Raw genomic sequence first — 20,358 nt, 5'->3', positions numbered from 1 at the left:
CAGAGAAGACCAGCGCCTCCTGCACCGACCGCGCCAGCGCGCCCTCCGCGCCGGGCGCCGCGCCGACGATGGCCAGAAGATGCCCGCGCCCGCCGTCCTCGTAGCGCACGGCGGCCAGCGCCGCGTGCGACGCGATGCCCCCGGCCCGGGCGAGCGCCCCGTCCAGCGCGGCCAGCAGCGTCCGCGGCAGCCCCTCGGGCGGGCGCACCTCCACCGGGCGCGCCTCGGCCGGCGCCGGCGTGCCCTCCGCCTCGGCGAGCGTGTTCGCCAGCCAGTCCACCGCCTCGGCCGGCAGCAGCATGGCCGACGGCGCGGCGTCGAGGTTCAGCCCGATCCCCACGCCCTGCCCCGCCAGCATGCCGGCCAGCGCCCGGCCCGGCATGGCCGCGTAGGCCACCGCGCGCCCCGCGAAGGCCGCGAGCCGATCCTCCCGGTCGAAGGCCAGCACGAACCGTCCGCCCTCCACCGCGAAGATCTCGGGATCGAGCGTGCCGCCCTCGGCCTCGCGCACGAGCATCAGGCAGAGTTCGCTGTCCGCGAGCCGCGCGTAGAACCGCAGCCGCGCCGCGTCGTCCTCGGGCGCCTCGGTCATCACGCGGTGCGCGGCGTCGAGCGGGGTCTCGTCGGTCATCTCGCCTCCCTGGGGCCTGTCCCCCCGCCGACCTGCGCCCTCGCGGCGCCGATGGCAAGGGGGCCGCCGGCCTCAGGCCAGCCGGCCGACCAGCGCGCCGTTGCCCGGCAGGCGCGCCATGCCGTCCGCGACCTCCGCCCCGTTCACCGCGAGATCCGCCGCCAGCGCGCCCGGCAGCGCCACCTCGGTCGCCGCGGGCCCGAGGTTGAAGACGCACAGATGCCCCTCGCCGCGCCGGAACATGAGCACCGGCTCGTCGGTGTCGAGGAAGGTCGTGCGCCCGGTGCGCAGCTCCGGCGCGGCCTTCCGCAGCGCCACCATCGCCCGGTAGGTCTCGAGCACCGAGGCCGCCTGTCCCTGCTGCGACGCCACGGTGCGGGTCAGGTGCGGCGGCTTCACCGGCAGCCAGGTGACCTCCGCGGCCGAGAACCCGCCATGCGGCCCGTCCTCCCAGACCATGGGCGTGCGGCAGCCGTCGCGCCCCTTGTTGTCCGGCCAGAAGTTCAGCCCCTCGGGATCGACCAGCTCCTCGTAGGCCAGGTCCGCCTGCCCGAGCCCCAGCTCCTCGCCCTGGTACAGGCAGACCGAGCCCTCGAGCGACAGAAGCAGCGTCCCGCACATGCGCGCCAGCGCATCCTGGTCGGTGCCGTAGGTCGCCCAGCGCGACACGTGCCGCGGCACGTCGTGGTTCGAGAACGCCCAGCACGGCCAGCTCTCCGGCGTCTCCGTGAACAGCCGGTCGATCTGCCGGCGCACATGCGCGGCCGAGAACCGCGTGCCCATCAGCTCCGAATTGTAGGCCATGTGCAGCCGGCCCGCGGCGGTGTACTCCGCCAGCCGCTCCGCCGGGTGGTGCGCCTCGCCGATCTCGCCGATGAACACGCGCCCCTCGTAGCCGTCGAGCACGCGCCGCATCTCCTCCATGAACGGCAGGTTCTCCGGCCGGTTCTTGGAATATTTCGGGAACTGCATCTCGAAGGTCTTGTAGTCGGGCTCGGTCTTCTCGCGCCAGTCGGGCGGGTTGTCCCTGAGCTCGGCGTCGTGGAAGAAATGGTTCACCGCGTCCAGCCGGAACCCGTCGACCCCCCGCTCGAGCCAGAACCGCAGGGTCTCGAGGACCCACGCCCGCACCTCGGGATTGTGGAAGTTGAGGTCGGGCTGCTGCGGCAGGAACTGGTGGAAGTAGTACTGCTTGCGCCGCACGTCCCAGGTCCAGGCCGGCCCGCCGAAGATGGCCTGCCAGTTGTTCGGCGGCGTCCCGTCCACCTTGGGATCGTGCCAGACGTACCAGTCCGCCTTGGGATTGTCGCGGCTCGCCCGGCTCTGGGTAAAGAACGGATGGCGGTCCGAGGAATGCGACAGCACCTGGTCGATGATGACCTTCAGGCCCAGCCGGTGCGCCTCGTCCACCAGCGCGTCGAAATCCGCGAGGGTGCCGAAGCTCGGGTCGATGTCGCGGTGATCGGACACGTCGTAGCCCATGTCCGCCATGGGCGAGGTGAAGACCGGCGAAAGCCAGATCGCGTCGACGCCCAAATCCGCCACATGGCCCAGCCGGCGGGTGATGCCGCGCAGGTCGCCCATGCCGTCGCCGTCGTCATCCTGGAAGGACCGCGGATAGATCTGGTACGTCACGGCGCCCCGCCACCATTCGTCGCGTGCCATCGCTGTCTCCTTTCCCGCATCCGAAGCGTTACGGAAGATGTTCTGGCCGGAATATCCGAAACGATTTGGATTCGCAATCCGACCCGCCTAGTGTAGCGCGGTCAGGAGGCACGGAAATGACCACCCTCAAGGATCTCAGTCGCCACCTCGGGCTCTCCGTCACCCAGGTCAGCCGCGCGCTGAACGGCCATTCCGATGTCAGCGCCCGCACCCGCGCCCGGGTCGAGACCGCCGTCAAGGAACTGAACTACATCCCGAACCTCACCGCGCGCCGGCTCGTCTCGGGACGCTCGGGCGTGGTGGGGCTGGTGGCCGAGGCAGGCCCCGACACCCCCGAGGACAGCGTGTTCTTCGAGACCGTGCTGGGCCTCAGCGGCGAATTCTCCCGCCGCGACATCCAGTTCGTGCTGCACCTCATGCCGCCCGGCACCGGCGACGCGCGCCCGGTCTACGACCGCCTGCGCCTCGGCGGCGGGCTCGACGGCTTCGTCCTGCTCGGGCCCTGCCCCGGGGACCCGCGCATCCGCCACCTCGAGGACAGCGGCGTGGCCTTCGTCGTGCACGGCCGCTCGCACGCCGCGCCGCCCTATCCGTTCTTCGACGTCGACAACTGCGCCATCCTGCATGACCACGCCGCGCGCCTCGCGGCGCTCGGGCACACGCGGATCGCGCTCGTCGATGCCGGGCCCGGCGCGGCCTTCACCGCCTTCCGCGAGGACGGCTACCGCGCGGCGCTCGAGGCGGCGGGGCTGCGCCCCGACCCCGCGCTCGTGGTCCGCGCCCCCATGACCGAGGGCAACGGGCTCGTCGCGGCGATCCGCCTCCTGTCCGATCCCGCCACCCGGCCGACCGCGATCATCTGCGGCAACCTCCTGGTGGCAAAGGGTGTCTTCGCCGGCATCCGGGCGCTCGGCCTGACCGTGCCGGGTGACGTCTCGGTGACCGCACATGACGACGTGCTGCGCGCGGTGGGCGCCGACGGGTTCGCCCCTGCCCTGCACCGGACCCGCGCCCCCATCGCGGACAGCTGGCCCCACCTCGCCGACTTCCTCGCCCGCGCGGTGGCGGGCGAGGATCCGGCCGCGCTGCAGCGCGTCGCCCCCTTCAAGGTGATCGAGGGCGCCTCGATCGCGCCCCCGCCGGAAAACGCGCATTGACCGAATCGCCCCGCAGGCGCTATCGCATGAAGCGACCGAAACGTTTCGGATCGCCACGATCCCGCGTTTCGGACCATCTGGGCAGGCCTCCGGGCTGGAACGATCGGGGCGCGATGCTGTTGCGCTGATCGTCCCGCACCCGGCGCCGGCCACCACCTGACGGGAGGATTCAGGACCATGCGCACCACGCACCTTCTCACCACCGCCGCGCTGGGGCTCGCGCTCGCCGCCCCCGTCCGGGCCCAGGACCTGCTCCACCCGATCGGCGAGGGGCCGTTCTCCTGGGAGGCGTGGCAGGCCTTTGCCGACGCGCACGATTTCGACGGGCAGGTCCTCGCGGTCTCGGGCGCCTCCACCGGCGACGACAAGGACAAGCTCGAGAACGTCTTCGCCTATTTCGAGGAAGCGACCGGCGCGACGGTGCGCCTGTCGGGCTCGGACAGCTTCGAGCAGGACATCGTGATCGCGAACCAGGCCGGCTCGCTGCCCGACATCGCCATGTTCCCGCAGCCGGGCCTCGCCCGCGACCTCGCGGGCCAGGGCGCGCTCGCGCCGCTCGAGGACGGCACCCGCGCATGGTTCGAGGACACCTTCGCCGCCGGCGCCTCCTGGGCCGACCTCGCCACGTTCGAGGGCCCTGACGGCACTCAGGCCGTTTACGGCATGATCTTCGGCACCGACGTCAAGAGCCTCGTCTGGTACTCGCCGCAGGCCTTCGACGAGATGGGCTACGACATCCCCGAAACGATGGAGGAGCTGAAGGCCCTGACCGAGGACATCGCCGACGACGGCGGCACGCCGTGGTGCATCGGCCTCGGCGCGGGCGCGGCCACCGGCTGGCCCGCCACCGACTGGGTCGAGGAGATGGTCCTGCGCACGCAGCCACCCGAGGTCTACGACCAGTGGGTGACGGGCGAGATCCCTTTCGACGACCCCCGCATCGTGGCGGCCATCGACGAGTTCGGCTGGTTCGCGCGCACCGACGCCTTCGTGGTGGGCGGCACCGACGCCGTCGCCACGACCGATTTCCGCGACAGCGTCGACGGGCTCTTCGCGATCCCGCCCGATTGCTACATGCACCGGCAGGCGAGCTTCATCCCGAACTTCTTCCCGCCGAACGTCGAGGTCGGGCGCGACGCCGACTTCTTCTACTTCCCCGCCTACGATGACCGCGACCTCGGGACCCCCGTCCTGGGCTCGGGCGGGCTCGTCGGCATCACCACCGACGGCCCCCTCGCCCGCGCCTTCATCGAGTTCCTCAAGACGCCCTTCGCGCACGAGATGGCGATCGCGCAGGGACAGTTCCTGACCCCGCATCTCGAGGCCAACACCGACGCCTACGCGACCGACGTGCAGGCGGCGCAAGGCGCCATCCTGACCGAGGCCACCACCTTCCGCTTCGACGGATCGGACCTCATGCCGGGCGAGATCGGCACCTCGGCGTTCTGGTCGGGCATGGTCGACTACCAGACCGGCGCCAGCGCCGAACAGGTCGCGGCCGACATCGAACGCCGCTGGCAGGGCATCCGCTGAGCCCTGCGAAAGCCATATGCGAGCCATACCCGACCCATACGCCCGAGGAGACGCCATGCAGAGCCCAGAACGCTGGTGGCACCGCGCCACCGGATACCAGGTCTATCCGCGCAGCTTCCAGGATTCGAACGGCGACGGGATCGGCGACCTCCCCGGTCTGACGTCCCGGCTCGACCACCTGTCGGATCTCGGAATCGGCTTCGTCTGGCTCTCGCCGGTCTACGCCTCGCCCATGGCCGACATGGGCTACGACATCGCCGACTACCGCGCGATCGCGCCCGAATTCGGCACCATGGAGGACATGGACCACCTGATCGCCGAGGCCCGCGCGCGCGGCATCGGCATCGTCATGGACCTTGTGGTGAACCATTCCTCGGATGCCCATCCATGGTTCCGGAAGGCGCGTGCATTTCGTGACGCACCGGAACACGACTACTACATCTGGCGCGATGCGGCGCCGGACGGCGGCCCGCCCGACGGCCGGCGCGCGGCCTTCGGCGGCCCGGCCTGGACCTTCGTTCCCGAGGTCGGGCGCTACTACCTGCACCTCTTCAGCCCGGCACAGCCGGATCTCAACTGGCAGAATCCGCGGCTCCGGGCCGAGGTCTACGACATGATGACCTGGTGGCTCGACCGCGGCATCGCGGGCTTCCGCATGGACGTGATCAGCCTCATCGGCAAGGACGTCGACGGCGGCATCGACGAGGAAGGGCCCGACCTCCACACCTTCCTGCAGGAAATGCACCGCGAGGCGCTCGCCGGCCGCGACATCGTGACCATCGGCGAATCCTGGTCCGTCAGCCTCGATACCGCGCTGCTCTATTGCGGCCGCGACCGCGGCGAACTCGACATGGTCTTCCAGTTCAGCCACATCAAGGAGGGCTGGGACGAGAAGCTCGGCAAGTTCCGCCCGAAACCCCTTGATATCGTTGCCCTGAAGCACACGCTCTTCGCCTGGCAGGAGGCGCTCGCCGACGACGGCTGGAACTCGCTCTTCCTCACGAACCACGACCTGCCGCGCCAGGTGTCGCGCTACGGCGACGACGGCGTCTACCGCGTCCGGTCGGCCAAGGCCCTCGCGATGGTGATCCACCTGATGAAGGGCACGCCCTTCATTTACCAGGGCGAGGAGATCGGCATGACCAACGCCCGTTTCGATCGGATCGACCAGTACCGCGACCTCGAGACGCTGAACCATTACGCCGAACAGATCGAGGCCGGAGTCCCGCCCCAGGACTTCATCGCCGGCGCGAACGCCACGAGCCGCGACAACAGCCGGACGCCCATGCAATGGGATGCCGGTCCGCATGCAGGCTTCACCACCGGCGCGCCATGGATCGAGGTGAACCCGAACTTCCCCGAGATCAACGTGGCCCGCGACCGCGCCGACCCCGAGGGCGTACTCGCCTTCTACCGCGACCTCGTGGCGCTGCGGCGCGACCACGACGTGGTGGCACTGGGCCGGTTCGAGGCGATCCTGCCCGACCACCCGCAGGTTGTGGCCTTCCTGCGCCGGCACGAGGGCACCTGTCTCGCCGTCTTCGTGAATCTCGGCGCCAGTCCCGCCGAAGTCGAGATTCCGCAGGGGATACAGGGGGATGGCACGCCGCTCCTGCACACCGTCGAGGCCCGCGGCAGCCTCGGCGCGACCGAGCGCCTCGTGCCCTACGAGGGTTTCGCGCTCCTTCTCGACAAAGGCTGAAGGACCCGCTTGCCATCGGCGCGCGCCGTGCACACCTTGCCGCGGTGACCGACGACATCGCTTCCCTGCGCGAGGCCATCCGGGCCTGCCGGATCTGCGCCGACCGCTTCGCCGCGACCAGGACGCGCCACGCGCCCCGGCCCGTCCCGTGGTTCGACGCGGGCGCGCGCATCCTCGTCTGCGGGCAGGCGCCGGGCCTGCGCGTGCACGAGGCCGGCAAGCCGTTCCACGACCGTTCGGGCGACCGGCTGCGCGACTGGATGGGGATCGGGCCCGAGACGTTCTACGACACGACCCGTGTGGCCGTCGTGCCCACCGCCTTCTGCTTTCCGGGCTACGACGCCAAGGGCAGCGATCTGCCGCCCCCACCGATCTGCTGGGAAACCTGGCATCACCGCGTGCTCGACGCGCTCGGGGCTGCGCCCCTGCGGATCCTGATCGGCGGCTACGCCTTCCGGCGGCATCTCGGCGATGCGCGGCCTGTGCGCGAGGTGGTCGCGGACTGGGAGCGTCTCGCCCCCGGAACCTTCGTGCTGCCGCACCCGTCCTGGCGCAACACCGCGTTCCTGCGGCGAAATCCGTTCGTCGAGGCCGAGCTCGTGCCCGCGCTGCGGACCGCCGTCGCGGCCGCGCTCAGCGGCGGCCGCTGAGCGCCTCGGGAACGATCACGCGCGTCTCGTGGCGGATGAGCGGCGCGATGCGGCGCAGGTGGTCGCGCCGGAACGCGATGCAGCCCGCGGTCGGGCTGCCCGCGCGGCGGCGCTGGTGCAGGAAGATCGCCGAGCCGCGCCCGCGTTCGGCCCGCGGCCAGTTCCAGTCGGTCAGGATGACGAGGTCGTACATCGGGTCCGCCCGCCGGAGCCGTTCGTGGCTGTGCGGATAGGGCGCGCGGACCATGAGGTTGTAGTCCTCGTGGCCGGGATCGTCCGACCAGAGGTCGGCCGGCCCGATCGGCAGCGCCCAGTCCGTGGGGCGCGCCATCCGGTCGGGACGGTAGAGCATACCGACGATGCGGTGGATGCCCACGGGCGTCGCGCCATCGCCCTCGCGCTTGTCCGCGCGCACGCCGCCCCGTCCGATCTCGCAGGGCCAGAGCCGGCCGGCGAACCGCACGCCCATGGGCGTCAGCACCATGTCGGACGCCTTCATGCGGCCTGGCCCACCTCGGCGCCGAGCGCCTGCATGGCGTCCGCACCGATCTCGAAGGACCGAAGCCGCGCGTCGTGGTCGTGGATCTGGCCGGTCAGGATCACCTCGTCCGGACGGTAGCGCTCGATCAGCGCGGCCAGCTGGCGCTGCACCGTGGCAGGCCCACCCACCGCGGACACGGTCAGCGCGGCATCGACCGTCGCCTGCGCACCCCGCGGGATCACCCGGTCGAGGTCGTCGACCGGCGCGGGCAGCTTGCCCGGCGCGCCGGTCCGCAGCCGGTAGAATGCCTGCTGCATCGAGGTGCGCAGCCGCGCGCCCTCGGCATCGCTGTCCCCGGCAAAGACGTTGACGGCCAGCATGGCGTGCGGCCGGTCAAGCTGTTCGGACGGCTCGAACCGTGCGCGGTAGAGCGCGAAGGCCTGTTCCAGCGCCGCCGGCGCGAAGTGCGAGGCGAAGGCATAGGGCAGCCCGAGCATCGCGGCGACCTCGGCCCCGTGGAGCGACGAGCCGAGGATCCAGAGCGGCACCTCGGTGCCCTCGCCCGGATGCGCGCGCACCGGCAGACCCTCCATGCGCGGCCCGAGCAGCGCCCGCAGCAGCGCCACCTCGTCGGCGAAACGCTCGGCGCGGGACGGGTGCACCCCGAGCGCCTGCATCACCGCGTGGTCGCCCCCGGGCGCGCGCCCGAGGCCCAGGTCGATGCGTCCGGGATGCAGCGTCGCGAGCGTGCCGAAGGCCTCGGCCACCGCCAGCGGCGCGTGGTTCGGCAGCATGATGCCGCCCGCGCCGACCCGCATGGTCGAGGTCAGGCCCGCCACGTGACCGATCAGGACCGACGTCGCGGCCGACGCGATGCCGGGCATGTTGTGATGCTCCGCCAGCCAGTAGCGGTGGTAGCCCCACCCTTCGGCGTGGCGGGCGAGCGCGCCCATGTTGGCGAGCGCGGTCGCGGTGTCGGAGCCCTCGGGAACGGGGGCGAGGTCGAGCAGGGAATAGCGCATGGATCGTCTCCTTCCCCCGGAACCTAGGAAGCCCGGGCGCCGATGAAAAGCCGCCCGCGCGCCTTGGTCGCTAGAGGAGGTGGCCGGATTTCTGCGCCTTGGTCAGCAGGTAGTGGTGGTTGAACCGCGTCTCGCCGACCTTGAGCGGCACCCTCTCGGTCACCTCGATGCCGCTGTCGCGCATCCGCGCGATCTTGGCCGGGTTGTTGGTCAGGAGCCGCACCGTCGTCACGCCCAGCGCCTCGAGCATCGCCGCGCCCAGGCGGAAATCGCGCTCGTCGTCCTCGAAGCCTAGCCGGTGGTTCGCCTCGACCGTGTCGAAGCCCTGGTCCTGCAGCGCGTAGGCACGCATCTTGTTGGCAAGCCCGATGCCGCGCCCCTCCTGGTTGAGGTACAGGAGCACGCCCGCGCCCTCCTGCCCCATCTGGTTCAGCGCGGCGTTGAGCTGCGGACCGCAATCGCACTTGAGAGAGCCGAGGAGATCGCCGGTGAAGCAGGCGGAGTGCAGTCGCGCCAGCACCGGCGCGTCTCGGTCCGGACGGCCGATCTCGATCGCATAGTGCTCCTCAGACCCGTCCTCGGGACGGAAGATGTGCAGCCGCGCATTCTCTGCCGCGCGCAGGGGCACTCGCGCGGTGACCACGTGCTCGAGCGGCGACAGGCGCAGCAGGTGCGGCGCGGCGGCCGCGGCATCGACCAGCGTCAGGCGGTGCGCCGCGGCGAAGGCGGCGCCGTCCTCGAGCGGCACGACGATGGCGGCGGGCAGGATGCGCGCCGACTTCGTCAGGGTGAGCGCGAGCCGGTGCAGGCCGCAATCGCCGCCGCGCCGCGTGGCGAGCGGCCCCTTCATCGGCGAGCGCAGGTCGTCGGCGGGATCGGCCACCGCCTCCACCCAGGCGCGGGTGGCGTCGGGCGGCAGGATCACCCGCGCGATGTCGCCGTCATAGGCGCGCGCCTTCAGAGTCTGCGCGCGGCGCCCGGTGATCGCGAGGTCGACCGGAAGGTCGAGGGCGCGGACTTCGGCGAGCCGGGGCTCGCTCAGCGTCTCGGCCGCCATGACGAGCGCTCCGCCACCGGCATCCGCCAGCACGACCGGCACCCCCATGCGCAGGTCGGAGCGCGCACGCGCCAGCGTTTCGGTCAGGTCGGGAGCGAAGGACATGGGCGCGCCTTTCGGATGGATTTCTGCGGCTCGGTGCAATGTCGATGTAACAAAGCGCCCGTCGATACACGAGGCTGTGAAACCCCTGCAGCATTCCTTGTCGCCGCAGGCGTGTCTTCACATTTGCGTTGAAAGATCGGAGGACCGCAAGATGGCGCAACTCAAGAACATTCTGCTGGTCGACGACGACCAGGACCTGCGCGAAGCGCTGGCCGAGCAGCTCGTCCTGACCGAGGACTTCGAGGTGTTCGAGGCCGAGAACGGCTCGGCCGCCATGTCGCGCGTCAAGGAACAGCTCTACGACCTGGTCATCCTCGACGTCGGCCTGCCCGACACCGACGGCCGCGAACTGTGCAAGCTCATGCGCAAGCAGGGCGTCAAGGCGCCGATCGTGATGCTGACCGGGCACGACAGCGACGCCGACACGATCCTCGGGCTCGACGCGGGGGCGAACGACTACGTGACGAAGCCCTTCCGCTTTCCCGTGCTGCTCGCGCGCATCCGCGCGCAGCTGCGCCAGCACGAGCAGTCCGAGGACGCGGTGTTCCAGCTCGGGCCCTACACGTTCCGGCCGTCCATGAAGATGCTCGTCGACGAGGCGGACAAGAAGATCCGCCTGACCGAGAAGGAGACGAACATCCTCAAGTTCCTCTACCGCGCGCCCGAGGGCGTCGTGCCGCGCGACGTCCTGCTGCACGAGGTCTGGGGCTACAATGCCGGCGTGACGACCCACACGCTCGAGACGCACATTTACCGCCTGCGCCAGAAGATCGAGCCGGATCCGTCGAATGCGCGGCTGCTCGTGACCGAGTCCGGCGGCTACCGGCTGGTGTCGTGAGCGCAATTGCGCAAAGTCCGGAAATTCGCACCTGACGGAGGGAACCGGACGTGGTTCCATCTGTTACACCGGAGCCCGTGGGCATGTGCGGGTCATCACATGCCAACCTCCCTGTTGGACCTGGCCGGGCTTTGTGCCCGGCCTTTTTTTGTCCGGTTCTCGGGGAGACGGTCGCCCGTCAGAGCATCGCCGGCACGACCTGGTCGGGCGGCCGGTGGCCGTCGGCAAAGGTCTTGACGTTGATGATGACCTTCTCGCCCATCTCGACGCGGCCCTCGCGCGTGGCCGACCCCATGTGCGGCAGCAGCACGACATTCGCCAGGTCGCGCAGTTCCGGGTTCACGTCGACGCCGCGCTCGTAGACGTCGAGCCCGGCACCGGCCAGTTCCCCGGCGCGCAGCATGCGCACCAGCGCGTTCTCGTCGATGACCTCGCCGCGCGAGGTGTTCACCACCACCGCCGACGGCTTCATGAGCTGCAGCCGCCGCGCGTTCAGCAGGTGGAACGTCGCGGGCGTGTGCGGGCAGTTGACCGACACCACGTCCATGCGTGCCAGCATCTGGTCGAGGCTTTCCCAGTACGTGGCCTCGACCGATTCCTCGATCTCGGGGCGCAGGCGCCGGCGGTTGTGGTAGTGGACCTGCATCCCGAAGGCGCGCGCCCGGCGCGCCACCGCCTGCCCGATCCGCCCCATCCCGAGGATGCCGAGCCGCTTGCCGCCGATCCGCCCGCCGAGGAACGCGGTCGGCGCCCAGCCGCGCCAGTTGCCCGCCTGCATGACGGACAGGCCCTCGGGAATGCGTCGGGTGACGCCGAGGATCAGCGCCATGACCATGTCGGCGGTGTCCTCGGTCACCACGCCCGGCGTGTTGGACACGAGGATCCCGCGCGACCGCGCGGTGTCCACGTCGATATGGTCGACACCGGCGCCGAAATTCGCGATCAGCTTCAGCCGCTCGCCCGCCTGCCCGATGAGGCCCGCGTCGATCGTGTCGGTGACGGTGGGGACCAGGACGTCGGCGTCCTGGATGGCGGCCACGAGAGCCGCGCGCGACATGGGCGTGTCGTCGTCGCGCAGGCGCACGTCGAACAGTTCCGACAGGCGCGTCTCGACCACATCGGGCAAGCGTCGCGTGACGACAACACTCAGCCGCTTAGATGGCATGGCCGGTCTCCCCCGTCTTCCAAGCAACAATCTTTCGGGGCACAGTGTCGCAAGACTGGACGGGGCACAAGAACCCCGGCCGACAAAAACCGAGCAGGACACAGGACATGATCCGAGGGTTCAGGGGTTGGGCGCTGGCCGTCCTCGTCGCGGCCGTGGCGGGGTCCGCATCCGCGCGCGAGACCGAGCGCGGACCGGTCACGAATCTGCCTCTGCCACGCTTCGTCTCGATGAAGGCCGCCGAGGGCAACGTGCGGCGCGGCCCGTCGCTGACCCACCGCATCGACTGGGTCTACGTGCGGCGCGACATGCCGCTCGAGATCACCGCCGAATACGGTCACTGGCGCCGGGTGCGCGACCGGGACGGCGCCGGCGGCTGGGTGCACTACTCGCTCCTGTCGGGCGTGCGCACGGTCATCGTCGAGGAGGACATGCTGGACCTGCACGCGCGTCCCGCGGAGGGCGCGCAGCTGACGGCAAAGCTCGGGGTCGGCGTGATCGCGAGGCTCGGCGAATGTCTGACCGAGTGGTGCATGCTCGAGGTCAACGGGCACAGCGGCTGGGCGCGCAAGACCGCGCTCTGGGGCGTCGCGCCGGACGAGGTGCGCGACTAGGCCGCTCCTCTCAGACGAAGCCGCGCCAGCGCAGGACCGCGACCAGCAGCGCGGTCAGGATCAGGACGTTTGCGAGGATCACGGCGAGCACGCCGAGGAGCCGTCCTTTCCGCACGTCCCGCCGATCGATGTCCTTGAGATGCGCCTCGATCCGTCCCGCCGCGGCCATGAGCGCCGCGCGGTCGAGCGTCGCGGACAGGCGCGGATGGCCCGCGATCTGCAGCGCCGCGTCGATCCGCCTGAGATCCGCGCGCACGCCCTTCGGCAGCCGCCGGCCGAGACGCACCGCGCGCATCGCGAGCCGTCCCTTGCGCGCGCCCAGGCGGTCCGCGAGCAGCGTGTCGATGCGGGCCGCACGGGCGGCGAGGTCGGCGGAGAGTTCCATGGCACCAAGGCTAGCCCGGCCGGGCCGCGCTGCACATCCCCCACTGGCGCCGCGCCGGCCGGCGCGCTAAGCCTGCGGCATGCTGAACACGATCCTGCACGGCGACCCGACCGACACCCCTCCGCTCGTCATCGTGCACGGGCTCTTCGGCTCCGCGCGCAACTGGGGCGTCATCGCGAGACGGCTCTCGGACACGCGGCAGGTCATCGCCGTCGACATGCGCAACCACGGGCAAAGCCGCTGGACCGACACCCACGGCTATCCCGACCTCGCCGCCGACCTCGCAGAGGTGATCGACGCCCATGGCGGACGTGCGGACGTGGTGGGGCACTCCATGGGGGGCAAGGCGGCGATGGCGCTCGCGCTGACCGACCCCGACAAGGTCGCGCGGCTCGTGGTCGCGGATATTGCGCCCGTCGCCTACACGCACAGCCAGATGCAGTTCATCGAGGCCATGCGCGCGGTCGACCTCTCGACGGTCGAGAAACGCTCGGACGCTGCCGCGCAGCTTGCACGCTCGGTGCCCGACCCGACGTTGCAGAGCTTCTTCACGCAGTCGCTCGACATCCGCGAAAAGGCCTGGACCCTGAACCTCGACACGCTGGCGCGCGAGATGCCGAAGATCCTCGGCTGGCCCGAGATCGAGGGCAGCTTCGAGGGCCCGACCCTGTTCCTGACGGGGGCGAACAGCGACTACGTCACGACGGACCACCGGCCGGCGATCCGCGCGCTGTTCCCGCAGGCGCGCTTCGTGCGGATGAACGGCGCGGGCCACTGGCTCCACGCGGAAAAACCGCGCGACTTCGAGGCGTCGGTGCGCGCCTTCCTCGACAGCGCCGGGTGAGCCGGCCGGCTCAGAGCCCGCGGCAGATCTGCTCGGCCCGGTTGGTGAACGCCTTGTAGTTCGTCCACATGCGCTCGTGGTTCGGCCGGTCCGACTGCCGGATTTCCTGCGCGCGATGCGGATCCTTGAAGAACGTCACGGCGAGGCGCTGCTCGGAGTTCGACAGCGAGCTGTCCGCCACAGACTGGATGCATCCGCAGAGCCGCGGGTTCCGTGCCGAGCGATCGCTGCCCAGGCACGCGTTCTTGATCGGGCCGTTGGCAAAGCTCGGCCCCGGCGCGACATAGCCCCGCGTCACGCGCTCGCCGCCTCCGCAGGCCGCGAGCGCAAGGCCCGCCGCCACGATCCATACGAAGTTCCTCATCCGCCTGTCCCTTGTCCCTGCCGGGTGCGGCGTTCTTTCGGCCGCGTCGCCCGGCACAACTGCCGATGCTTCGCAACATGCCGCAGGCAGACGGATTTTTCAATTCACCAACGCGTCGGACCGTGACGATCAGGGCACTTTACTGGCGAACCACCAGATCCTTGCAGCCGCGCGCCTCGTCGGTCGAGGCCGGCGCGCTCTGCACGTCCTCGACCTGCGCCCCGGACGGCCCGCCGCGCATCTCCTGCACGACCTTCTCGATGTCGAGCGCCTCGCCCGCGAGCAGCGCCTCGACCGAGCCGTCCTCGGCATTGCGCACCCAGCCCCGCACATGCGCGCCCGCGGCCTTTTCCTGCACGTAGGCGCGGTAGCCCACGCCCTGCACCTTGCCCCGCACGGTCACCTTCGCCGCGATCTCTGCCATGATGTCTCTCTCCATCCTGCATTGCCGTTTCCCCGGGCGGGATCGCGCCCGGGTCTCGGGGGCCGAACCCCCGACGGCGCGCGGGTGTTCCGACCGCACCCGCGCGCCGTCACGCCACCTTGACCGTTCACGCCCCCCGCGTCATATGCGCGACATGACCCCGACCTCGCGCATCCGCAACTTCTCCATCGTCGCCCACATCGACCACGGGAAATCCACCCTGGCCGACCGGCTGATCCAGCTCACCGGCACCGTCGCCGAACGCGACATGCAGGAACAGCTGCTCGATTCCATGGATATCGAGCGCGAGCGCGGCATCACCATCAAGGCCAACACCGTCCGGATCGAGTATCCGGCCAAGGATGGCGAGACCTACGTGCTGAACCTGATCGACACGCCGGGGCACGTAGATTTCGCCTACGAGGTGGCGCGGTCGATGCAGGCGGTCGAGGGCTCGCTGCTCGTCGTGGACGCGACGCAGGGCGTCGAGGCGCAGACGCTCGCCAACGTCTACACCGCCATCGACGCCGACCACGAGATCGTGCCGGTCCTGAACAAGATCGACCTGCCCGCGGCGGATGTCGAACGGGTCCGCGCGCAGATCGAGGACGTGATCGGCATCGACGCCTCCGAGGCCTGCCTGATCTCGGCCAAGACCGGGGTCGGCATCCCCGACGTTCTCGAGGCGATCGTGACCCGCCTGCCACCGCCCGAAGCCGGCGACCCCGAGGCGCCGCTCAAGGCGATGCTCGTGGACAGCAAGTACGACCAGTACCTGGGCGTCATCTGCATCGTGCGCATCGTGGAGGGCACGCTGCGCAAGGGCGACCGCATCCGCATGATGAAGACGGGCGGCACCTACGACGTCGACGACGTGGGCGTCTATCGCCCCGCGATGAAGGCGGTGGAAACCCTCGGCCCGGGCGAGATCGGCTATCTCAACGCCTCGATCAAGCAGGTCCGCGACACCCGCGTCGGCGACACCATCACCCACGTGAAGCGCCCGACCGAGACGCCGCTGCCGGGCTTCAAGCCGTCCGTGCCGGTGGTGTTCTGCGGCCTCTTCCCGGTCGACGCCAACGATTTCGAGGACATGCGGGACGCGATCGAGAAGCTCGCGCTGAACGATGCCTCCTTCACCTACGAGATGGAGACGTCCGCGGCGCTCGGCTTCGGTTTCCGCTGCGGCTTCCTCGGGCTCTTGCACCTCGAGGTCGTGCGCGACCGGCTGGAGCGCGAGTACAACATCGAGCTCATCACCACCGCGCCGTCGGTGATCTATCACCTCTACACCAAGGACGGCGAGCGGCGCGACCTGCACAATCCCGCCGACATGCCCGACATGACCTATGTCGCGCATATCGAGGAGCCGCGGATCAAGGCGACGATCCTCGTGCCGGACGAGTATCTGGGCGACGTGCTCAAGCTCTGCCAGGAACGCCGCGGCATCCAGCTTGACCTGACCTACGTCGCGGGCCGCGCCATGGCGGTCTACGACCTGCCGCTCAACGAGGTCGTGTTCGACTTCTACGATCGGCTGAAATCGGTGACCAAGGGCTACGCGTCCTTCGACTACGAGATGCTGGGCTACCGCGAGGACAACCTCGTGAAGATGCAGATCCTCGTGAACGACGAGCCGGTGGACGCGCTCGCCATGATGGTGCACCGCGAACGCGCCGAGATGCGCGGCCGCGCCATGTGCGAGAAGCTCAAGGAGCTGATCCCGCGCCACATGTTCAAGATCCCGATCCAGGCGGCCATCGGCGGCAAGGTGATCGCGCGCGAGACCCTGTCGGCCATGCGCAAGGACGTGACCGCCAAGTGCTACGGCGGCGACGCCACGCGCAAGAAGAAGCTTCTCGAGAAGCAGAAGGCCGGCAAGAAGAAGATGCGCCAGTTCGGCAAGGTCGAGATTCCGCAGGAAGCGTTCATCTCGGCGCTGAAGATGGACGGCTGAGGCACTAGGCCTCGTCCGTCCCGGCCGCCGCCCGATCCCGACGCACGCGTGCACGACCCGGCGCGCGTGATCCCAGCACATCCGTTCCGGCACGCTCCGGCGTTCTGGAACATCCGGCCCTCCTCCCTGTTTGCGCGACACCACACACCGCACAACCGGAGGAGCTTGCCCCCCGTGTCCAGATACGTGCCCTTCCGCGACCATTACGGTCAGACCCAGATCTCGCTGCACTGGCTGGTCGTGGCGCTGGTCTTCCTGCAATTCGTGAGCGGCGAAGGCATGGCCCGGGCCTTCGAATCGGTGCGGGAGGGCGGCAGCTGGACCGGGGACGCGGTGGTGCACGGCTGGTTCGGATCGATGATCCTCGTCGCCATGCTCCTGCGCTTTTACCTGCGGCTCAACCGGGGGGTGCCGCCGCCGTCCGAGACCGAGCCGCCGATGATCCAGCGCATTTCGCGGGGAACGCACTGGGCGTTCTACGCGGTGCTGGTGGCCATGCCGCTTATCGGGCTCACCGCCGTCCTGACCAGGTCCGCGCTGGCAGGACAGGTGCACGTGGCGACGTCGTGGCTGCTCCTCGCGCTCATCGCCGCGCATGTGGCCGGGGCGTTCTGGCATCTCGTCCGGCAGGACGGCGTGGTCGCGCGCATCGTCTACCGCCAGCGTGCCGGCGCCGCGGGCCGGCAAAGCTGAAGCCGCGTCAGAACGCGACACCGCTCCAGAGCACGATGTTGGTGTAGGGCACGGCCTCGCCCGTGCGCACCACGCAGACCGCGCCCGTGCTCGCGTCCTTGAGCTGCGCATGCGGCATGGTCTCGACCGGCAACCGCTCGGCAAAGCGCGCGCGCAGCGCCTGCGGTGCCTCCTCGGCGATGGCCGCGCGTTCCACCTGCATCTCCTCGAGCACGGTGTCGAGCACCTCCCAGAAGGAGGGCACGCCAATCCGCACCGCGAGGTCGATGCATGGCACGCCCAGCGGCACCGGCAGCCCCGCATCGCCGATGACGATCGTGTCGCCGTGGCCAAGTGCGGCCACGACACGTGAGAGTTGCGCGTTCAGGATGCCGACGCGTTTCATGGATCCCCTCCGTTCCCGTTTCCCGCGCGCGGCCGTCCTGCACCGTGCGTCCGCGCGCTACTGCTCGAGCCCGCTGCCCTCGCTGAAGCCTTCGCTCTCGCCGCTTTCGGACGAACCCGGCCGGTCATCGTCCGAACGCGCCCGCGCCTGTTCGCGGATCATCTGGCGCTCGAGCCAGATCAGGTAGCGCTCGAGCGTCGGAAGGTCAGGCTCCGTCGTTTCGATGAAGCTGCGCGCCGAACGCATGGCCTCCTGCAGGCGCGGCGCCGGCACGGTCGAGAGGTCGCGCGCGGGGTCGGTGTCGGGCCGGTGGACCGTCCAGCGCGGCCCGGCAAGGTAGACCGCCGCGAACATGACCTTGGCCCGCAGGTCCGACGTGCCGCCCGCGACCAGCGCATCGTAGAACATCCGGTGCACGTCCGGCCAGTCGGCGGCGTGGAAGTTCGGCCCGCTCTCGTTGCCGATGCCGCAATAGGCGTCGTGGATCGCCGCCGCGCCGCGCACCGGCGGATCGGTCGGATCGCCCACGATCGGCACGAAGATCGGCGGGATCGACGCGCCGTCGGTCAGCGTGCCCGCCGGGGCCTGCCATTGCCGGCGCGCGCCGTCCACGAAGGTCAGCTCTGTCGCCATGGGAAAGAAGGTGTAGGCGCGCCCGGGGATGCGGGTCGGCACGTCGTCGATCCGAACCGGCGCGTTCACGAAGGCGCAATCGGTCGGGCTGCCGGTCGGGCAGATCAGCGCCGGGTCGCGCGTGCTGTCCTCGGTCAGCAACGTCGTGACGTCGCAACCGGCCGCGAGCGTGGCGGCCGCAAGGGCGAAAAGCGTTCGGGTCATGGGAAAATGCCTGTGTCGTCGAATGTCGGCGCGAGCCTATCCGCGCGGCGTGATCCGCCGCAAGCGTCGATGCCGCCCGGACCGGGCGCCTGTGGCCCGGAATCAGCGTTCAAGCACGTCGAGAAGCCCGTCGGACGCCCGCTCCACGAGGTCGAGCGTCCCGTCGAAATCGCGGGTGTAATAGGGATCGGGCACCGCGCCGGCCTCCCCGTCGGGCAGGTAGTCGGTGAACATGGCGAGCCGCGCGCGGGCCCCCGCGGGCGCGAGCCTCGCGAGGTCGGCCCGGTTGTCCGCGTCCATGGCGAGGATGAGGTCGAAGCGGTCGAAATCCGCCGCGCCGACCCGCCGCGCCCTGAGCCCCGATAGGTCGTAGCCCCGCGCCCGGGCGGCCGCCTGCATCGGCCCGTAGGGCGGCTCGCCCAGGTGCCAGTCGCCGGTGCCCGCGCTGTCGATGTCGAGCGAGAGGCCCCGCGCCGCCGCCTTCGCGCGCAGCACCGCCTCGGCCGACGGCGAGCGGCAGATGTTGCCGAGGCAGACGAAAAGGATACGCTCGATCATGGTACGGACCTCCGGTTGCGGGTGTCATACAGGCCCGCGCCGGGGCGAGAAAGGGAAGGCACACCATGGCGGAGAAGATCGTGATCCTCACCGGCGCCGGCATCTCGGCCGAAAGCGGGCTCGGCACCTTCCGGGACGCGGACGGGCTCTGGTCGCAGGTCCGCATCGAGGACGTGGCGACACCCGAGGCCTTCGCCCGCGATCCTGCGCGCGTGCACGCCTTCTACAACATGCGGCGCGCCGCCGCCGCGGCCGCAGCCCCGAACCCCGCGCACCACGCGCTCGCGCGGCTCCAGCGCGACCATCCGGGCGAGGTGGTGATCGTCACGCAGAATGTCGACGACCTGCACGGCCGCGCCGGGGCCGAGGTCCTGCACATGCACGGGGCGCTCGCCCGCGCGCTCTGCGCCTCCTGCGGCGAGACGTGGGCCGCGCCGCCCGAGATGGCGCCCGGTGACCCCTGCCCTGCCTGTGAACGGCCGGCGACGCGGCCCGACGTGGTCTGGTTCGGCGAGATGCCGCACCGTCTCGACGACATCGCGGACCATCTCGCGGCGTGCAGCCTTTTTGCGGCGATCGGCACCTCGGGCGCGGTCTATCCCGCGGCGGGTTTCGTGCGCGAGGCGCGCGCGGCGGGCGCCGACACGGTCGAGCTGAACCTCGGGGCCTCCGACGTCTCGCCGCTGTTCCACCGGCGCCTCACGGGGCCGGCTAGCCGCGTCGTGCCGGACTGGGTCGACACGCTGCTCGCGCAATGAGCAAAACGCAGAAACCCCGGCGCAGCGGGCGCACCGGGGTTGCGATCGGCTCCGGACGCGGCCCCGAGACGGGCCGCGAACGGTATCAGGCTTCGGCGGTCTGAGCGGTCTGGGCAGCGCGCGCCTTGGCGATCTCGCGCTTGACCTTCAGCGCGGCAGCCGACAGCTCGGTGTCCTTCGCCTTGGCGAGGAACTTGTCGAGGCCGCCGCGGTGGTCGACCGACCGCAGGGCGTAGGCCGAGATGCGCAGCTTCACGCCACGGCCCAGCGTTTCGGACTGCAGCGTCACATCGTTCAGGTTCGGCAGGAAACGCCGACGGGTCTTGTTGTTGGCGTGGCTGACATTGTTGCCAGTCATCGGGCCTTTTCCGGTCAGTTCGCAGACACGCGACATGGGGTCATCCTCGTCTTTCCGCGCGGAAGGCCGTGCCCCCGCGAATGTGAAAGGGCGCAGGCCATGGCCGCGCCCGGAATCTCGTCGCGCTTCTCTAGGGGCGGTCGCGGTGGGCGTCAAGCCCTTCGCGCCGTCGCGC

At 70.3% G+C, this 20,358-nt stretch carries 23 protein-coding genes; 10 read left to right on the top strand and 13 right to left on the bottom strand.

Annotated elements, in window-relative coordinates; all coding sequences use genetic code 11:
- The coding region (locus tag RISW2_RS19450; RefSeq protein ID WP_043774184.1) for an SseB family protein at positions 1 to 631 on the bottom strand (631 nt) is incomplete at its 3' end.
- A 72-nt stretch (positions 632 to 703) separates the two neighbouring features.
- Complete coding sequence (locus tag RISW2_RS19445) at positions 704 to 2,296, bottom strand: alpha-amylase family glycosyl hydrolase (RefSeq protein WP_043774183.1); 1,593 nt, start codon at positions 2,294 to 2,296, stop codon at positions 704 to 706.
- A 116-nt stretch (positions 2,297 to 2,412) separates the two neighbouring features.
- Here RISW2_RS19445 and RISW2_RS19440 point away from each other — a divergent pair, with 116 nt between their 5' ends.
- From RISW2_RS19440 to RISW2_RS19425, 4 genes are all read left to right on the top strand, one after another.
- A complete protein-coding gene (locus RISW2_RS19440; protein ID WP_043774182.1) occupies positions 2,413 to 3,453 on the top strand; it encodes a substrate-binding domain-containing protein in 1,041 nt (346 codons plus the stop codon).
- Between the two features lie 177 nt (positions 3,454 to 3,630).
- On the top strand, positions 3,631 to 4,986 hold the full coding sequence (locus tag RISW2_RS19435) for an ABC transporter substrate-binding protein (RefSeq protein WP_043774181.1): 1,356 nt from the start codon (positions 3,631 to 3,633) through the stop codon (positions 4,984 to 4,986).
- A 55-nt stretch (positions 4,987 to 5,041) separates the two neighbouring features.
- The gene (locus RISW2_RS19430; protein ID WP_043774180.1) at positions 5,042 to 6,688 is read left to right on the top strand and encodes an alpha-glucosidase; all 1,647 of its coding nucleotides are present in this window, start codon (positions 5,042 to 5,044) and stop codon (positions 6,686 to 6,688) included.
- A gap of 44 nt (positions 6,689 to 6,732) precedes the next feature.
- A complete protein-coding gene (locus tag RISW2_RS19425; RefSeq protein WP_244437658.1) occupies positions 6,733 to 7,338 on the top strand; it encodes a uracil-DNA glycosylase family protein in 606 nt (201 codons plus the stop codon).
- Here RISW2_RS19425 and RISW2_RS19420 read toward each other — a convergent pair.
- From RISW2_RS19420 to ribA, 3 genes are all read right to left on the bottom strand, one after another.
- Entirely contained in the window at positions 7,322 to 7,837 is a 516-nt protein-coding gene (locus tag RISW2_RS19420) for a L,D-transpeptidase family protein (protein ID WP_043774179.1), read from the bottom strand. The two genes, RISW2_RS19425 and RISW2_RS19420, sit on opposite strands and share 17 nt — an antisense overlap.
- Positions 7,834 to 8,841: an LLM class flavin-dependent oxidoreductase gene (locus RISW2_RS19415; RefSeq protein WP_043774178.1), complete on the bottom strand. Its 1,008-nt coding sequence runs from the start codon at positions 8,839 to 8,841 to the stop codon at positions 7,834 to 7,836. The genes RISW2_RS19420 and RISW2_RS19415 overlap by 4 nt, the downstream gene beginning before the upstream one ends.
- 70 nt (positions 8,842 to 8,911) lie before the next feature.
- Positions 8,912 to 10,003, bottom strand: a complete 1,092-nt coding sequence (ribA, locus tag RISW2_RS19410) for a GTP cyclohydrolase II (protein ID WP_043774177.1) — start codon at positions 10,001 to 10,003, stop codon at positions 8,912 to 8,914.
- A 151-nt stretch (positions 10,004 to 10,154) separates the two neighbouring features.
- On the opposite strand from ribA, the gene RISW2_RS19405 reads away from it, so the two are divergent.
- A complete protein-coding gene (locus tag RISW2_RS19405; protein ID WP_043774176.1) occupies positions 10,155 to 10,841 on the top strand; it encodes a response regulator transcription factor in 687 nt (228 codons plus the stop codon).
- A gap of 178 nt (positions 10,842 to 11,019) precedes the next feature.
- Here RISW2_RS19405 and RISW2_RS19400 read toward each other — a convergent pair whose 3' ends face one another.
- Positions 11,020 to 12,006 carry a 2-hydroxyacid dehydrogenase gene (locus tag RISW2_RS19400; protein WP_043774175.1) on the bottom strand — a complete coding sequence of 329 codons (987 nt, stop codon included), beginning with the start codon at positions 12,004 to 12,006 and terminating at the stop codon, positions 11,020 to 11,022.
- A gap of 107 nt (positions 12,007 to 12,113) precedes the next feature.
- On the opposite strand from RISW2_RS19400, the gene RISW2_RS19395 reads away from it, so the two are divergent.
- Complete coding sequence (locus RISW2_RS19395) at positions 12,114 to 12,620, top strand: SH3 domain-containing protein (protein ID WP_043774174.1); 507 nt, start codon at positions 12,114 to 12,116, stop codon at positions 12,618 to 12,620.
- Positions 12,621 to 12,630: 10 nt separating this feature from the next.
- Here the strand turns inward: RISW2_RS19395 and RISW2_RS19390 are convergent, their stop codons facing one another.
- Positions 12,631 to 13,005 (bottom strand): hypothetical protein, encoded by a 375-nt coding sequence (locus RISW2_RS19390; protein WP_051492180.1) that lies wholly within the window; start codon positions 13,003 to 13,005, stop codon positions 12,631 to 12,633.
- A gap of 79 nt (positions 13,006 to 13,084) precedes the next feature.
- On the opposite strand from RISW2_RS19390, the gene RISW2_RS19385 reads away from it, so the two are divergent.
- The gene (locus RISW2_RS19385; protein ID WP_043774173.1) at positions 13,085 to 13,849 is read left to right on the top strand and encodes an alpha/beta fold hydrolase; all 765 of its coding nucleotides are present in this window, start codon (positions 13,085 to 13,087) and stop codon (positions 13,847 to 13,849) included.
- Between the two features lie 10 nt (positions 13,850 to 13,859).
- On the opposite strand, the gene RISW2_RS19380 is transcribed toward RISW2_RS19385, so the two are convergent.
- Positions 13,860 to 14,213: a hypothetical protein gene (locus tag RISW2_RS19380; protein ID WP_043774172.1), complete on the bottom strand. Its 354-nt coding sequence runs from the start codon at positions 14,211 to 14,213 to the stop codon at positions 13,860 to 13,862.
- Positions 14,214 to 14,352: 139 nt separating this feature from the next.
- The gene (locus tag RISW2_RS19375) at positions 14,353 to 14,652 is read right to left on the bottom strand and encodes an acylphosphatase (protein ID WP_211238723.1); all 300 of its coding nucleotides are present in this window, start codon (positions 14,650 to 14,652) and stop codon (positions 14,353 to 14,355) included.
- A 139-nt stretch (positions 14,653 to 14,791) separates the two neighbouring features.
- Here RISW2_RS19375 and lepA point away from each other — a divergent pair, with 139 nt between their 5' ends.
- The gene (gene lepA, locus RISW2_RS19370; RefSeq protein WP_043774187.1) at positions 14,792 to 16,594 is read left to right on the top strand and encodes a translation elongation factor 4; all 1,803 of its coding nucleotides are present in this window, start codon (positions 14,792 to 14,794) and stop codon (positions 16,592 to 16,594) included.
- A 174-nt stretch (positions 16,595 to 16,768) separates the two neighbouring features.
- A complete protein-coding gene (locus RISW2_RS19365) occupies positions 16,769 to 17,287 on the top strand; it encodes a cytochrome b (protein ID WP_162164347.1) in 519 nt (172 codons plus the stop codon).
- Between the two features lie 7 nt (positions 17,288 to 17,294).
- Here the strand turns inward: RISW2_RS19365 and rbsD are convergent, their stop codons facing one another.
- From rbsD to RISW2_RS19350, 3 genes are all read right to left on the bottom strand, one after another.
- Positions 17,295 to 17,672 carry a D-ribose pyranase gene (gene rbsD, locus RISW2_RS19360; RefSeq protein WP_043774170.1) on the bottom strand — a complete coding sequence of 126 codons (378 nt, stop codon included), beginning with the start codon at positions 17,670 to 17,672 and terminating at the stop codon, positions 17,295 to 17,297.
- 57 nt (positions 17,673 to 17,729) lie between these two features.
- Positions 17,730 to 18,509, bottom strand: a complete 780-nt coding sequence (locus RISW2_RS19355; protein ID WP_051492178.1) for a DUF1353 domain-containing protein — start codon at positions 18,507 to 18,509, stop codon at positions 17,730 to 17,732.
- A gap of 102 nt (positions 18,510 to 18,611) precedes the next feature.
- Positions 18,612 to 19,067 (bottom strand): low molecular weight protein-tyrosine-phosphatase, encoded by a 456-nt coding sequence (locus RISW2_RS19350; protein WP_043774169.1) that lies wholly within the window; start codon positions 19,065 to 19,067, stop codon positions 18,612 to 18,614.
- 65 nt (positions 19,068 to 19,132) lie between these two features.
- On the opposite strand from RISW2_RS19350, the gene RISW2_RS19345 reads away from it, so the two are divergent.
- Entirely contained in the window at positions 19,133 to 19,825 is a 693-nt protein-coding gene (locus RISW2_RS19345; protein WP_043774168.1) for an NAD-dependent deacylase, read from the top strand.
- 85 nt (positions 19,826 to 19,910) lie between these two features.
- On the opposite strand, the gene rpmB is transcribed toward RISW2_RS19345, so the two are convergent.
- Positions 19,911 to 20,219, bottom strand: coding sequence for a 50S ribosomal protein L28 (gene rpmB / locus RISW2_RS19340; protein ID WP_043774167.1), 309 nt, complete (start codon positions 20,217 to 20,219; stop codon positions 19,911 to 19,913).
- Positions 20,220 to 20,358 lie beyond the last annotated feature (139 nt).

The organism is Roseivivax isoporae LMG 25204 (assembly GCF_000521865.1).
Lineage (GTDB): Bacteria > Pseudomonadota > Alphaproteobacteria > Rhodobacterales > Rhodobacteraceae > Roseivivax > Roseivivax isoporae.
Note: the sequence above shows the minus strand (reverse complement) of the source record. Positions and strands in the feature narration are given on the sequence as shown.

Bases quoted from the DNA above. Each gene is read 5' to 3' on its own strand.
- RISW2_RS19400 (WP_043774175.1), bottom strand. From the start codon at position 12,006: ATGCCATCTAAGCGGCTGAGTGTTGTCGTCACGCGACGCTTGCCCGAT.
- RISW2_RS19415 (WP_043774178.1), bottom strand. From the start codon at position 8,841: ATGCGCTATTCCCTGCTCGACCTCGCCCCCGTTCCCGAGGGCTCCGAC.
- lepA (WP_043774187.1), top strand. From the start codon at position 14,792: ATGACCCCGACCTCGCGCATCCGCAACTTCTCCATCGTCGCCCACATC.
- rbsD (WP_043774170.1), bottom strand. From the start codon at position 17,672: ATGAAACGCGTCGGCATCCTGAACGCGCAACTCTCACGTGTCGTGGCC.
- RISW2_RS19440 (WP_043774182.1), top strand. From the start codon at position 2,413: ATGACCACCCTCAAGGATCTCAGTCGCCACCTCGGGCTCTCCGTCACC.
- RISW2_RS19405 (WP_043774176.1), top strand. From the start codon at position 10,155: ATGGCGCAACTCAAGAACATTCTGCTGGTCGACGACGACCAGGACCTG.
- RISW2_RS19355 (WP_051492178.1), bottom strand. From the start codon at position 18,509: ATGACCCGAACGCTTTTCGCCCTTGCGGCCGCCACGCTCGCGGCCGGT.
- rpmB (WP_043774167.1), bottom strand. From the start codon at position 20,219: ATGTCGCGTGTCTGCGAACTGACCGGAAAAGGCCCGATGACTGGCAAC.
- RISW2_RS19445 (WP_043774183.1), bottom strand. From the start codon at position 2,296: ATGGCACGCGACGAATGGTGGCGGGGCGCCGTGACGTACCAGATCTAT.
- RISW2_RS19430 (WP_043774180.1), top strand. From the start codon at position 5,042: ATGCAGAGCCCAGAACGCTGGTGGCACCGCGCCACCGGATACCAGGTC.
- RISW2_RS19385 (WP_043774173.1), top strand. From the start codon at position 13,085: ATGCTGAACACGATCCTGCACGGCGACCCGACCGACACCCCTCCGCTC.
- RISW2_RS19395 (WP_043774174.1), top strand. From the start codon at position 12,114: ATGATCCGAGGGTTCAGGGGTTGGGCGCTGGCCGTCCTCGTCGCGGCC.
- RISW2_RS19345 (WP_043774168.1), top strand. From the start codon at position 19,133: ATGGCGGAGAAGATCGTGATCCTCACCGGCGCCGGCATCTCGGCCGAA.
- ribA (WP_043774177.1), bottom strand. From the start codon at position 10,003: ATGTCCTTCGCTCCCGACCTGACCGAAACGCTGGCGCGTGCGCGCTCC.
- RISW2_RS19350 (WP_043774169.1), bottom strand. From the start codon at position 19,067: ATGATCGAGCGTATCCTTTTCGTCTGCCTCGGCAACATCTGCCGCTCG.
- RISW2_RS19420 (WP_043774179.1), bottom strand. From the start codon at position 7,837: ATGAAGGCGTCCGACATGGTGCTGACGCCCATGGGCGTGCGGTTCGCC.
- RISW2_RS19375 (WP_211238723.1), bottom strand. From the start codon at position 14,652: ATGGAGAGAGACATCATGGCAGAGATCGCGGCGAAGGTGACCGTGCGG.
- RISW2_RS19380 (WP_043774172.1), bottom strand. From the start codon at position 14,213: ATGAGGAACTTCGTATGGATCGTGGCGGCGGGCCTTGCGCTCGCGGCC.
- RISW2_RS19435 (WP_043774181.1), top strand. From the start codon at position 3,631: ATGCGCACCACGCACCTTCTCACCACCGCCGCGCTGGGGCTCGCGCTC.
- RISW2_RS19390 (WP_051492180.1), bottom strand. From the start codon at position 13,005: ATGGAACTCTCCGCCGACCTCGCCGCCCGTGCGGCCCGCATCGACACG.